The sequence below is a fragment of the Dulcicalothrix desertica PCC 7102 genome (genome assembly GCF_003991905.1).
Taxonomy (GTDB): Bacteria; Cyanobacteriota; Cyanobacteriia; order Cyanobacteriales; family Nostocaceae; genus Dulcicalothrix; species Dulcicalothrix desertica.
In genome coordinates, this window is sequence record NZ_RSCL01000016.1 from 98,614 (window position 1) to 112,337 (window position 13,724).

The 13,724-nt window shown below is 38.2% G+C and carries 13 protein-coding genes; 9 read left to right on the top strand and 4 right to left on the bottom strand.

Going from position 1 to position 13,724, the window contains the following annotated elements; translation table 11 throughout:
• Window positions 1–49: 49 nt before the first annotated feature.
• From DSM106972_RS30200 to DSM106972_RS30210, 3 genes are all read left to right on the top strand, one after another.
• Window positions 50–529 carry a pentapeptide repeat-containing protein gene (locus DSM106972_RS30200; RefSeq protein ID WP_127084154.1) on the top strand — a complete coding sequence of 160 codons (480 nt, stop codon included), beginning with the start codon at window positions 50–52 and terminating at the stop codon, window positions 527–529.
• Window positions 530–627: 98 nt separating this feature from the next.
• Complete coding sequence (locus tag DSM106972_RS30205; RefSeq protein ID WP_127084155.1) at window positions 628–2,580, top strand: DICT sensory domain-containing protein; 1,953 nt, start codon at window positions 628–630, stop codon at window positions 2,578–2,580.
• A 125-nt stretch (window positions 2,581–2,705) separates the two neighbouring features.
• On the top strand, window positions 2,706–5,243 hold the full coding sequence (locus tag DSM106972_RS30210; protein WP_127084156.1) for a CPBP family glutamic-type intramembrane protease: 2,538 nt from the start codon (window positions 2,706–2,708) through the stop codon (window positions 5,241–5,243).
• On the opposite strand, the gene DSM106972_RS30215 is transcribed toward DSM106972_RS30210, so the two are convergent.
• From DSM106972_RS30215 to DSM106972_RS30225, 3 genes are all read right to left on the bottom strand, one after another.
• Window positions 5,240–6,139 carry an MvdC/MvdD family ATP grasp protein gene (locus DSM106972_RS30215; RefSeq protein ID WP_127084157.1) on the bottom strand — a complete coding sequence of 300 codons (900 nt, stop codon included), beginning with the start codon at window positions 6,137–6,139 and terminating at the stop codon, window positions 5,240–5,242. The two genes, DSM106972_RS30210 and DSM106972_RS30215, sit on opposite strands and share 4 nt — an antisense overlap.
• Before the next feature lie 141 nt (window positions 6,140–6,280).
• Window positions 6,281–6,682 carry a hypothetical protein gene (locus DSM106972_RS30220; RefSeq protein WP_127084158.1) on the bottom strand — a complete coding sequence of 134 codons (402 nt, stop codon included), beginning with the start codon at window positions 6,680–6,682 and terminating at the stop codon, window positions 6,281–6,283.
• A 263-nt stretch (window positions 6,683–6,945) separates the two neighbouring features.
• Window positions 6,946–7,593: a TetR/AcrR family transcriptional regulator gene (locus DSM106972_RS30225; RefSeq protein ID WP_127084159.1), complete on the bottom strand. Its 648-nt coding sequence runs from the start codon at window positions 7,591–7,593 to the stop codon at window positions 6,946–6,948.
• Between the two features lie 179 nt (window positions 7,594–7,772).
• Here DSM106972_RS30225 and DSM106972_RS30230 point away from each other — a divergent pair, with 179 nt between their 5' ends.
• The 3 genes from DSM106972_RS30230 (at window position 7,773) to DSM106972_RS30240 (ending at window position 9,632) form a co-directional block, all read left to right on the top strand.
• Complete coding sequence (locus DSM106972_RS30230; RefSeq protein WP_127084160.1) at window positions 7,773–8,888, top strand: FAD-dependent monooxygenase; 1,116 nt, start codon at window positions 7,773–7,775, stop codon at window positions 8,886–8,888.
• Window positions 8,889–9,057: 169 nt separating this feature from the next.
• Window positions 9,058–9,252, top strand: a complete 195-nt coding sequence (locus tag DSM106972_RS30235; RefSeq protein WP_127084161.1) for a hypothetical protein — start codon at window positions 9,058–9,060, stop codon at window positions 9,250–9,252.
• A complete protein-coding gene (locus DSM106972_RS30240; protein WP_127084162.1) occupies window positions 9,249–9,632 on the top strand; it encodes a type II toxin-antitoxin system VapC family toxin in 384 nt (127 codons plus the stop codon). The genes DSM106972_RS30235 and DSM106972_RS30240 overlap by 4 nt, the downstream gene beginning before the upstream one ends.
• 99 nt (window positions 9,633–9,731) lie before the next feature.
• On the opposite strand, the gene DSM106972_RS30245 is transcribed toward DSM106972_RS30240, so the two are convergent.
• The gene (locus tag DSM106972_RS30245) at window positions 9,732–10,220 is read right to left on the bottom strand and encodes a sensor histidine kinase (protein ID WP_127084299.1); all 489 of its coding nucleotides are present in this window, start codon (window positions 10,218–10,220) and stop codon (window positions 9,732–9,734) included.
• Between the two features lie 271 nt (window positions 10,221–10,491).
• On the opposite strand from DSM106972_RS30245, the gene tsaA reads away from it, so the two are divergent.
• The 3 genes from tsaA to DSM106972_RS30260 all read left to right on the top strand — a co-directional run bounded on the left by tsaA (window position 10,492) and on the right by DSM106972_RS30260 (window position 13,574).
• Window positions 10,492–11,055: a tRNA (N6-threonylcarbamoyladenosine(37)-N6)-methyltransferase TrmO gene (gene tsaA / locus DSM106972_RS30250; RefSeq protein ID WP_127084163.1), complete on the top strand. Its 564-nt coding sequence runs from the start codon at window positions 10,492–10,494 to the stop codon at window positions 11,053–11,055.
• Window positions 11,056–11,389: 334 nt separating this feature from the next.
• On the top strand, window positions 11,390–12,064 hold the full coding sequence (locus DSM106972_RS30255) for a carbonic anhydrase (protein WP_127084164.1): 675 nt from the start codon (window positions 11,390–11,392) through the stop codon (window positions 12,062–12,064).
• Between the two features lie 166 nt (window positions 12,065–12,230).
• Window positions 12,231–13,574: a proton extrusion protein PcxA gene (locus DSM106972_RS30260; RefSeq protein ID WP_233787173.1), complete on the top strand. Its 1,344-nt coding sequence runs from the start codon at window positions 12,231–12,233 to the stop codon at window positions 13,572–13,574.
• Window positions 13,575–13,724: the final 150 nt, after the last annotated feature.

The window sequence follows — 13,724 nt, forward strand, 5'->3', positions numbered from 1 at the left end:
ATTTAGCCAGCACTAGATAGATTCCGTTCTCATACATCAGGTTCAAGCCATGCAAATATTAGATGTAAGCCAGTTAGTAGAGCTGTACGCTAGGGGAGAGAGGAATTTTCCTGGTATTTCCCTAGTGAATGCAAATTTAATAGAAGCTCAATTAGCCGAAATAAGTTTGCCTGGAGCTTGTTTGAGCGGTTCTAACCTCTCTGCTGCCAATTTGTATCGGATTAATTGGGTAGAAGCAGATTTGACGAAGGCAATTTTGTGGCGCTCTGTTTTACAAAATGCTTATGGCGTGAAAGTAAATTTAAGTCAGGCTATCTTAATTAAGGCAAATCTCAACGGTGCGGATTTGCATGGAGCGAATCTGACAAAAGCGGATTTGCGGTTAGCCGATTTACGCAATACCGATTTAAGCGGGGCAAATTTAAGTGGTGCGGATTTGCGTTATGCCAATCTCAGTAATGCAAATCTCGTTGGTGCGGACTTATCAAATTGCAATTTGACGGGTACCAATCTCAACCAAAAAGTATAGAAAATCAAAATATCGCGTTGGTGATGGCATTTTAGAACAAATTCTGATGCTCTAACAGCCCAATTACTTGCATTTCTAGGGGTGGCAAATCGATCTGGATGAATATCTCAAAATCTTTATTGGAGGGATTGCGTTCGGCAAAGCCCCATTTACGTCCTCAAATTTACTTCAAAGCTTCCTTGACAGCCCTTTCCCATGCAATGGAAGACGGCTTATTGTTTGCGAAGGGTAGTGCTTTAGTAATTGCTTGTTTCCAACAAGAACGATTTTACCAACAGGAAAAACGCCGCTATGAAAAAATTGCCCAGAATCTAGACCAAGTTTACGTCATAGCAGTTGGGGAAAAAAATGTTGCGAAATCTGATAGCCCTTATATAACAATACCCTTGAGTGCGAATGATTCTTTCGGGCAGGAATGGCATTTAGTTATAATTAGTCCACTCTACACAGCTTGTTTGGTAGCCCTTGAACATGCTTCACCAGTCAACGCTTCAAATTTAGATAGTTTGCGCCAATTTAAGGGTATTTGGAGCTTTGAGCGCGATGTAAGTATCAGCGCTGCACAATTATTACTGGATCGGATTTTAGTTTACCGACCAGAATTAGCGGCAAAAATTCAACGGGCAAAACAACAGTTTTTAAATCCCAAAGAATTGAGTCGTAAGTCCCGTGCAACCCCAAGAGCCACAGAAATAGAGCGCCTATTTGCAGAACGTTTGGTAAATTATTTACAGGCGAGTCAATTCAAGCAGATTCGAGCTTACCGTACTATTATGCAGGCGGAGCGGCGCGAAAGATTAATCAATTTGATTACTAATGTCATCCGCAGTTCCTTGAACCCCCAGGAGGTATTAACGACAACCGTAGAGAAATTGGGGCAAAATTTTCCCCACTGTCGTTGTTTAATTTATCGTCTCGATTCCCAAGGACAAAGTATGGCAATCGAATACGAATTCCTTGCCAGTGGATTGGTATCGATGCGGGGACAAGCTTGGTGTTTAGCGGATTTTCCTCTATTTCAAGGATTACTATCTCAAGATAAAGCAGTTGCTATCGCTGATATTCATTGGGACTCAGGGTTACAAACCCATCCGCATTTAATCGCGAAGTTAGAAAGTTTTGCGATTCGTTCTTGCTTGCTGGTACCAATTTGTGATAAAGAAAAAAAATTGGGCATATTGGAGTTGCATAATTGTGGTACAGAAGGTTATTTGTGGAAGGAAGACGATATTGCATTAGTCAGAGCTATCGCCACTCAGGTTGGTGTGGCATTAATACAAGCTCAAGCCTATAGTAATTTGGAGAATTTCAACCATAAATTAATAGCTTTAGAGCGTAGCCAAAGAAATCTCATTGCAATTGTCGGTCACGAATTGCGAACACCATTATCGACAATTCAAGTATGTTTGGAAAGTTTAGCAACAGAACCTGAGATGGCGATGGAATTTCGGCAAATCATGTTGGAGACTGCCCTTACAGATTCGGAACGTCTACGGCAATTAGTGCATAATTTTCTAAATCTTTCCCGTTTTGAGGCAGGTTTAATAGCTGCCCATCTAGAGGCTATTTCTTTTACCGAAATTTTAGATTTAGCCATTGCAAAAATTAAGTCGAATCAATCATTGGTAAATTTGCCTGAAATTGAGGTAGAAATCAACCATATTTTGCCATCAATTTATACTGATGGCGAATTGCTCATGCAGCTTTTAATCCAACTTTTAGACAATGCTTGTAAGTTTACTCAAGAAAACGGGAAAGTTCGCATTCGTACCCGCATTAATAACCTCCAAAATCAATTTGCTCCTATCCCAAAAATGCTAGAAGTTATAATTGCAGATACCGGAAGAGGTATTGAAAATAATAAGCTAGAAGCTATATTCGAGCGTTTTTACCAAGAAGAAGGATTTTTACAGCGTACAGTCGGTGGTACTGGCTTAGGTTTAGTGATTTGTCGTCAAATAGTGGCTTTACTCGGAGGAGAAATTTGGGCCACTTCCAATGGTAAAAATCAAGGTAGCGAATTTCATTTTACAGTAATGCTTGCTAATTAGCGTACTCCGGAGCGTGGTGACCGTACCAAGACGTGCATATAATATTGGCGCCATCGTTGCTACTGAACCAACCGCATGTATAATTTGATGGTAAATAAAATTCTTTGTATGTGGCTATACACAAAATGAGTCGAAAAAGACTCAATGTAACAATATTTATATTGCTACTCATTTTTACTGCTGTTATTGTCTCACTACTTTATCCTCGACAACAGCAGACAGTTCAACGTGAAAGTAATTATGCTATTCACACGCGGCAAGATTTTAACCAACCGAGTTTTTACCCTATTACTCCAAATACATCTAATAAACTATACCGACCGACAGGCGCCTGGGTAGGAAGATTGATTTTGCCTACATCACAGGAAGATAATACAGATTGGGTGTTAATGGAAGTTGAACATGCACCACAAAAAGCACAAAATTTAATTGGAAAGATTGTGCGGTTGGAATGGAAAAATGATAAAGATGTTCTTTCTTATGTACAAGCTGTAACGCGAGATGTAAATTTCACACCTGATACTATTAAAAGCCAAAAACAAGGCAATATCCACCCGTTTCGTTTAAATGGTGTGAAGAGTGTCTCTGTATTACGTTCTCTAGCAGGCGCCCGTCCTCAAGATGATGTTATTGTTACTTTGGATGATGCGACGGTTGTTACTGAAGGTGTAGGAAGAGTAACTTTACAAATAGCGCGTGAGCCTGTTTTAACAACTGGTAGATTTTACGGTTTAGTCAAAATCATTGAGCCAACATCAAAATCTGATTCTCTATATAAAGTAGTACATTATAACCCAGCATCAGGAAACTTTGATGGAATAGAAGGCGCCATTCGTATTCCCAAACAAGTTATAGACACACGTAATATACCTAGTTCCACACCATTACTAATTGAGAAATCAACAGCAGGTGAACAGGGATGGTATATTTACGGTGCTAGAGATAATAAAGGTATATTTACTGTCCAAGCACTGGCGCCACGCAGTTTATTCCAAATTGAGCCGAATCAATTAATTACCAATGAAAATAGAGCGCTACGATATCTCAAAACTCAACATTGGCGAAACACACCAGCACAAAAAGGTAAAAGTGACACAGTACTTTTAAATTTTGATGTATTAAAATCAACTTCCAGCCTTCCGTACCAAGGCGGTTTAGTTGGATTCCAAAACTCTCCCGCTCTTCTCGCTTCCCCTGCTCCCTCTAATTCTTCACAAGGAGGGTTAGGAAGATATCAATGGCAAGAAAACGACAAAGCTATTCTTCTACATTTATTTGGTGGTATTGGTGGACGTAAAAAAGAAGCACTTGGTTTTCCTGCTACCATTACCGGACACTTTTCCTTTGGAATAGCACGAGTTATACGTGATAGTTTCACATCAGAATTACGGTTCGATATTAAATATCATCAAATATATGCCCACAACTCTGATGGAATTATTGCCGGAATTCATACATGGGCAGATTATATGGGCAATTTACAACGTGGTTGGATGTATACTCGCCCAGTTTCAGATATTTTGATTAAATTCGACCCCGTTACAACAGATTACGACTTTGATGGCATAAAAATATCACCATTAAACGAATTGCAGCGACAATTACAAATAATGATGGCACGTTACCGTGTTGGTGATGGTACTGGAGGCGCCACAGTATCTCCAGCAACTTCGTGCGGACAAGACTCTGCCCAAGCACTTTATGCAACAATTACTACAATTAAAAACCAAGTTGCCACCGCACCCCAAATTCAACAATGGTTAGACGCGCATCCAAACGACCCTCAAACTTTACGGTTTCGTCAATTAATATTACTTGGCACCGAACTCGAAAAACAATTGGCGCCATTAGGTATAGTGCGTGCAGATTGGCGAAGCAGTACTAGTATACTTGCTGGTACTGGGGCTGGTGATAATCAGCTATTTAGAGATGGTAGTATCTGGGCAGGTTTAACGAGTTGGCGGACAATGATGCCTCGACAAGTACACGATGACCTTGCTCTGCTATTTTTAAAGCATGGCGCCAGTTTACAAGTATTACGAACCAATCAAATAGGTGGATGGCAAGCTGATATTGCACCATTGGCGCCGACAGTATTATTCGGGCAGATAAAAATACCTTATACAGAAATATCTCCACTAGGAATTTTACTCAATCGTGTATTAGCATCTTTAAAAATTCCAACACAACAAGATTGGTTAGTTTTAGGTATAACACTGTTATTTTATACTATTATTGCTCTTCCTATAGGACTTAAATCAGGGTTTTTACAACTACAAATCTGGTCAGCTAACTATATAGATAAGTTTCTATTAATACTACGGTGTTTATTCCTTCCTGCTATATCAGAAGAATTATTCTTTCGTGTCTTACTACTTCCTCACCCTATTGAAATTACAAATTGGTTCACTTGGGCAATGTGGGCATTACTGAGCTTAATATTATTTATTATTTATCACCCAATTAATGCCAGTACCTTTTTTAAGCAAGCCAATGAGACATTTTTTAATCGTATATTTTTATGTTTAGCCACATTACTAGGAATTGCTTGTACAATTGCGTATGTGCTTACAGGCTCGTTATTTGTTATAGTAATGATTCACTGGATTGTAGTTGTAGTTTGGTTAATGGCTTTTGCTGGAATGAAAAAGCTAAACAGTTAGGACATTAATAATTGTACTAGTTGCTGAGTAATTGGAAAACCAGTTTGCTGTTCAAAATATATAAACATGGGACTGGGGTTTGCTTCTAAAAAGACGTATTCTCCTGTCAGCGCCAATCTCCAATCAATTGCCGTCCATTCCAGGTATAACGAAGAAGCAATTTCTCGACACTTTTCCTGTAATTCCAAAGGTAACTCCACTGGTATTAATTCAGCATTTTCATCTTCGCGAAAATCTAGTGATTTACTACGAATCTCAGCAGTGTATACAGAATTACCAATTACATAACTACGAATGTTAGTACCGGGTATATATTCTTGCAAAGTCACAGGAGATATACTCAAAGCTAAATCTAACCGTTTGGGTTCGAGTAATGATTCTGTTAATGTTCGAGTATGGGCGCCACCATAAACTGGTTTAAAAATTGCATTTTGATGTGATGCGGCAAATTGTGTAACTTGTTCTGGGTCATTCGTAACTAAAGTTTCTGGAATTTTTACGCCTAGTTGTTGAACAGTATATAGTTGTAGAGGCTTTTCTTTGTGAAATTGATAAGCTTCCCAAGAGTTTACCCAGCGCGCGCGAGTAGCTTTCATGAAAGTTCGTAACAAGCTCATCGAATCATTAAATGCAATAGTTGAGGTATGGGATTCAACCAAAGGAACATTCACACTAGAAAAATTACGCCAATAAACACTGTGAATATCTGATATATTAAACTGATACTGCTCAGACTTGAAAGTGCCTAACTGTGTATTAGGCGCCCAAGACAAACGTAGCTGAGTAGGAAATAAATTACTATCTAAATAATCAACAATTGCTCCTGCTTTTGTAAGCGCATTCTCAATATGCACAGCATGAGCATCTGAGGAATTACCCAAAATCAAAATATTCATTATAAATCAATCCTTTGTATAAATAATAAGCTCAAAGAAACCGGGCTTCTTTACGAAGATTTTGCTATAAAACGCTAATTTATCATAGAAGCCCGGTTTCTGTTCGAGTCGCAAACCCTATATAACCGCGAATCTAAATTTTTATTTACGACGAATAATTGAACCTCCTTCCTCACCTACAGCTTGGGTAGTTACCCTACCTCCACCTTCTTCACCTACTGCGTAAGTAGTAACTCTGGTTCCACCTTCTTCACCCAAAGCTCTAGTGGTTACCCTACCTCCACCTTCTTCACCTACAGCATAGGTAGTTAAAATATTTCCACCTTCTTCACCTACTGCGTAAGTAGTGACTTTGGTTCCACCTTCTTCACCTAATGCTCTAGTACTTACTTTACTTCCACCTTCTTCACCTACTGCTTGTGTAGATACTGCATCATTAGAAGCTAAAGTCTTATCAACTTCTTTCGTATCAGCATATTGAACATGCACAATCATGCTTTCAAGCTTGTGCAGTTCCATTTGGAATGGATGAACGTAATCCATATATGACTCCTAAGATAAAATCTTTTTAACAACAGTAAATCAATTGAAATTTGACACAGCGGTAAAGGTTGCTGCATCCTCACACAGCAAGAAAGTTTCAGTACGTAAGTTTTTATTATCTATGGCGTGCGCTGCACAGCACTTTATATGTTTTTTATATACACAGCGAAATATCCTGATTTCAGAAACCAGGTTTCTTAGTTGGAATCTTCTAATAAAAATAAAGATTTGTCTGCGACAATGAATGCTTATAAACCAGGTTTCTATTGCTTCACACCAGCTAAGGTAAATGCAATTACTTCTTGAATATGCTGTTCTAACATTGCTTTACTCAACAGGCGCCTACCTTGAGGATGTTGCTGTATATTTCCGGCGCCTATAAAGTAAAATAGGCAAGTTCCCATAATGTTAATAGCTGCTTGGAATGAATCGAGTTGCCGAAAGGCGCCACTTGCAACACCTCGGTCTAAAATAGCCATCAAAGTTTTATCTATATTCAGAGAGCTACTACGCTTGTAGTATTTTCCCTGATTTTGCACTGCCTCATGAAACATTATTGTTGGCAGCTTAGGATTTTGCGACACACACTCAAGTAATGCACTCAAAAATTTTTCTAAAGCGACTTCTGGCGCCAAATGCTCTAGCGAAAAATCTAATTGTTGAATAACATGTAATAAATTCGCGTGCGAACGTTCCAAAACAGCTTGATATAACCCTTCTTTATCTTTAAAATAGTAGTAAATCATCGATTTTGCCACACCAGTCTTTGCTGCAATAGCTTCCGTCCTAGCAGCAGTCAAACCATGAATAGCAAACTCCTCTTCTGCTGCGGACAAAATTACAGCTTGAGTAGCTTCTGCATCTCGAACTTGCTTCGTATTTGATTTATCTGGTTTCGCTGCACGTGGCACAATTTTATAAAAATCAACAAACTTGTCAGTCAGTATAACCTTTTTACGCTCCTCCAGTTCCCCCCTTATCAAGGGGGGTTAGGGGGGATCAAAATATTGACAAATTTGCCAAAAACTTGCTTTGATAAATAATAACAAACTGACAGGTCAGTCAGTTAGTCGTTAGAAAACCTTATATTATGAGAAAAACTAAGAAAATAATCATCATTGGTGGTGGAATAGGAGGCGCCGCAACTGCGTTAGCATTAAACCGTGCAGGGTTCGATGTCAGCATTTACGAGCGCGCACAAGAATTAAGAGAAGTAGGAGCAGGAATAGCACTATGGGCAAATGCCACTCACGTTCTCAACGAATTAGGTTTACTCGAAGATGCAGTTCGTAATGGTTGTTTAACAACGAACTATCAATTTTTAACCGAGAATGGCAAAGAGTTAGTAAATGTGTCTGTTGATAAGTTTGAGTTACCCGTTATAGGTATCCATCGCGCGGACTTACACAAAATTTTATGCAGTCAGGTTGCAAGTAAGTTTACTTTGGGACAAACATTCGAGCGATTTGAGCAAGATGGCGCCAAAGTAAGTGTTGATATGAAATCTGGGTTACACGATGAGGGAGATGCTTTAATTGGCGCCGATGGTTTAAAGTCACAAGTACGGGCAGCATTATTTGGTGAAAGTCCACCTATTTACCGCAATTTTACTACTTGGCGTGGTTTAACTAATTACATACCGAATCAATATCGTCCTGGTTATATTCATGAGTTTCTAGGACGTGGTAAAGGTTTTGGTTTTATGATGCTAGGTAATAATAGAATGTATTGGTATGCAGCAGATAAAACAAAACAAGGACAAAAACATGAGTTAGAAGTAATGTTTCAAAACTGGTTTAGCGCAATACCAGAATTAATAGCAGCTACCGATAAAGCAAATATTATCCAAACTGATTTATATGACCGTGTACCAACACGACCTTGGGGAACAGGAAATATTACTTTACTAGGTGATGCAGCGCATCCAATGTTACCAACATTAGGACAAGGAGCGTGTATGGCATTAGAAGATGCACTAGTTATTACCAAGTGCTTACAAGAGTCAGATAATATAACCAAAGCTTTTGAGCATTATGAGTTGCAGAGATTTCCACGTGTTAAATCGATTGTAGAGCAGTCATTACGGTCCGGACGTATGGGAGAGCTAGAAAACCCTATTGCTGTGAAACTGCGAAATCAGTTTATGAAGTTAATGGGGTCTGCGATTGCTGATAGCTTTACAAGTTTTCATTCATTTAGAGCATAAACTATTACCTGCGGTTATTGGCGCCTGCTGAGGGTTTAATAGCATCATGCGGAGTTATCGTTATTAGTTCTGATTAGTTGTAAGCAGTTTGTGTACTCAGATAGATATGACAATTATCACGATTTAAGTAATAATAGCTTTATAAAGTAAACATAATTGGGTGGTGGTTATGACAAGAGTGACTATTCCTAAGCGTTATCTTGTTTCTCTTGATGAGGAATCTGTCGTACTAGATTTACCAGAGTCTGTGTTAGCATCATTGCAACGGGACTATGAAAAAGTCAAGAAGGCTAAGGGAATTCTACAGCATAAAAAAGAAGCAATGTTAGCTCATCTTGATACAGTGCGTGGGGAATGGGAATGAAATATCTCTACGATACAAATATTTTTATTTACTATTTGGCGGGAGATGAGACAGTCACCAAATTGTTTTCAAATGATTTTATCGAAAGTAATTATGTTGTAACATCACCGATTATTCGGATAGAGCTACTTTGTTTTTCTAGTTTGTCCGAACCAGAGGCAGAAGCAATTGAGGATTTATTAAGTCAATTTGATTCTGTGCCGATTTCTAGAAAAGTTGAGAATCAAACAATTTCTTTAAAGCGAAAACATAAAATTAAGTTGCCAGATGCGGTAATTGCTGCAACGGCTTTATGTCAGGAAGCTGTTTTGGTAACTCGTAATATTCGTGACTTTCAGAATATTGTAGAGTTAAAGTTAGAAAATCCTTTTGATGAATAGTAAAGCGCACATCGCTACTGTTTCATGTCAAAAGTTTTGGGGAGTTGATATTCTCTTACTCTCCTCTCTCTGTATACTCTGTGTCTCTGTGGTAAAAAATTATATACACTGCATATTTGAGACAGGTATGCTACAATTGCAGGGAATTTGGATAATAAATTCAGTTCCTTGGCCTAAAGTTGAGGAAAATTCTATTTTGCCACTATGTTTTTCAATTATTTGATAGCTGATAGACATTCCCATCCCTGTTCCTTTACCTACTGGTTTGGTTGTAAAGAAGGGGTCAAAGATACGCTGCTTAATTTCTTCGGGAATGCCAATACCATTGTCTGCTATCTGAATTTGTACCCATTTAGAGTTTACAAGACTGGTAGTAATAGTAATGCAGTTGGGATTTTGTCGAATTTCTTCTATTGAACGCGCGGTATTACTCTGTTCAACTGCGTCGATACTATTGGAAAGAATATTCAGAAATACCTGGTTTAGTTGTCCTGCATAGCATTCAACTAAGGGTAAATTTGTATATTGTTTGATAATCTTTATTTCTGGTCTTTGGGTTGTCGCGCGAAAGGAATGATTAGAACCAATTGTAGAGGCAGGGCAAAGGCGCCACGGTTAAATTTCATATCTATAGGTAAAGTTACTTATCATAAAAGCAAAGTTTGAATTTGCTTTAAACTTATATTTCCCGTCCAGATATTATTTAAGCGCGAGAGCGATATATGTATTACTGATAATTAGCGCTATGTGAATAAAGGCTGATTTGAGACTAATTTGTGATTTTTTTGGAAATATGAATCAATAATAGAAGTTTTGACTTAGATTAAATATATAAATATTAGTAATAGATGTAACAGATATGCCTAAGTTTCCACCCAAAGATTATATTCAATCGATATCGTTTCCGAGTGAGATTACTTTACGTCCCATTGGTGTCGTGCATTCTCCCTACAAAGAACGACACGGTACACCCAGACAGTCACAACTTCGTAATGTACCTGAAAACTATCAGCCTGCTATCGCTCAAATCGAACTTTTCCACGATATTATACCCACGATTGCACTTAAAGATATGGAAGGGTTTGAGCGAATTTGGATAATTTCATGGTTACATCTTAACTACCATTGGAACCCAACTGTGATTTTACCGCGTGGACCGCGAGTCCGACGTGGGACAATGGCTACACGCGCTCCTCATCGTCCTAACCCTATTGGTTTGTCGGCGCCTAAACTTCTCAAAATTGAAGGTTTGGTTTTACACGTTGAAGGAATTGATTTACTAGACCAAACGCCTGTACTTGATATTAAACCTTATGTACCATACTGTGATGCATTTCCAAACGCCCGCAGTGGTTATGTCAACGATATGGAAGACGCTGCAGTACACGAAGAAGACATATTTGGTAATAATGGGCGCCTTTAAACCGGACTTAATTTCATTTTGTTCTTTTTGTTACAAAAGTCAAATAATTGTCATGAATTTGATATACGAACCACATTAGATACACAATCGTGAAAAATTTTTGCTATTCTTTAGTTAACATTTCGTAATATTAACTATTACCGTGACTCTATGGAATCGTATGTATTGTTTCTGATGCCAAATCGCTTATGCATTAGCTATGGTATGAGCGGACGTTGTACTGAGCGTCTTTCAATACATTTGTTCAAGGGAGATTTACGGAACTATAAGTTGTCGAGGTGGAGTAATCAATGAATTTCTATGAAATATTTTCTAGGATAAGAGGAATTTGATTGTGCCAATAAAACGCATCATAGAAGGGCTGAATGAGTTTCACGATACTTATTTCGTGTCCCACCGCGAAATGTTCGAGCAGTTGTCTCAAGGTCAATCCCCAGAAGTATTATTCATAACATGTTCTGATTCTCGTATCGACCCTTGTTTAATTACCCAAAGTCAACCTGGTGAATTATTTGTAGTTCGTAATATCGGTAATATTATCCCCGCTTACGGCGCCTCGAATAGTGGAGAAGGTGCAGCTATTGAGTACGCAGTCGGTGCTTTAGGTATAAAAGATATAGTTATTTGTGGTCACTCCCACTGTGGTGCAATGCGAGGATTATTGCAAATAGGTAATCTTACTCAACAGATGCCATTAGTTTACGACTGGTTAAGAAAACATGCAGAGTCAACTCGTCGTCTAGTTTTGGACAACTATGAAGGTTGTTCGAGTGAAAAACTCCTAAAAATCGCTATTGAACAAAATGTGCTAACTCAAATTGAGAATCTGGAAACATATCCAATAATCCGCTCTAAGCTTCATGGTGGTAAAGTCACTCTCCATGCTTGGATTTATGAAATCGAGACTGGGGAGGTTTTCGCTTACGATGGCAGCATCGGTCAGTTCAAAGCTTTAGAAAACCGTCCCTTCCCTGTAATGAACCCTCTAATTTGTGCCCACGCCGAATAACTCGTACACAAAAATATATACTTAAGTATTAAGTTAAGTAAAGTATTATGCTAATGGGCAAACAATATTATATTACCCATTGGCAATTATTTTTACAAAAATAAAATAGTATGTTCTACAATAGTAGCTACCATATAAGCTAACAATATAGAAGCAGTATATTATTATGGCGTTGAAGTCTTCTTCGATGGCAAAAAGTACAGGCTCTTTACGCCATAAGATAATAAACTTTTGGCGTTATTCCTTCGCATGGTTTACCGATACTCCAGAGCGAGCTTTAAACGATGCATATAAAGCAGCTACAATTATACGAGAAATCGAAATTGAACAATTTAGCGGCAATAAAATATCTTCGGAATCTGCCAATTATTCCAATAGTGTGATGAATTACTGGCAGTCAGCTTTGAATAATAATTTAAATATTGTTAAATTTCGACTTGCTGAGTTTAGATTAAGTAGCTCATTGATAAAATTATCTAATCAAGAAATATTAGAAAAACTAAAGTATATTGACGAAATTGTCGCCAAGTATCTTCAAGATGATGAATTATTAGCATCAGGCGCAATTATTCCAGCAGACACTCATAATATAAATAATACAAATATTAATAACCAAGTATCACAAATTGAGCGTCAACAAGTGATTCAACCACCCATCAAAGTGCAAACAGCGCAAGATAGGGATGTTGAAAGTATGCGCGTCAAGCCTGTTTCTCACAAAAGTGGAATTTTACCACGGTCTATAGGAAGAACTTTTAATCGCCTAAAAGACGATTTTGCACCCGAAGCTGAAGAAAAATATGTACAAAATTTTAGAGTCTCACGAAGACGAACCCAAGCTTCGGTGAAATTTTTAGTAATGTTAGCAGTTATACCATTGATAACGCATTTACTAACTAAACAGTTTCTAGTCAGTCCAATAGTTGAGCGTACACGGGGTGAAAATAACCCTAATATATTTATAAATTCCGAGATGGAAGATGAAGCGCTACAGGAACTAAAAATTTATGAACGTGGGCTGAAATTTGAAAGCTTTATATTGAAGGCGCCGACTTTAACTCCAGAAAAGATAGGAGAACAAGTCAAAGAAAAAGCCATCGAGATAGCAGAAGAATTTCGGCATAAAAGCAACAATGCAATTAGTAACATCTTCGCTGATATGTTCTCACTCGTTGCCTTTGCGGTCGTAGTTGCTACCAGTAAGCGCGAAATTGTAATACTAAAAGCATTTATAGATGATGTAGTTTATGGCTTAAGCGATAGTGCGAAAGCATTCTTAATTATTCTATTTACCGATATATTTGTGGGTTTCCACTCTCCCCACGGTTGGGAAATTTTATTAGAAGGAATGGCACAACATTTAGGTCTACCTCCTAACCGTAGTGCCATATTCCTATTTATTGCGACCTTCCCTGTTGTACTAGACACCATCTTTAAATACTGGATATTCCGTTACCTCAGCCGTTTATCCCCTTCCGCACTAGCAACGTTGAAAGAAATGAACGAATAAGCTTGCAACGGATGTAACGGATGTAACGGATGATTTATTGGTTACATCCGTTACATCCGCTCATCATCCGTTGCCATTTTGCTACATAAACAATAAATAATGTCACGGTTCTTCATCAAGATTGGGTTTGCAAATCAATAACTTCGATTA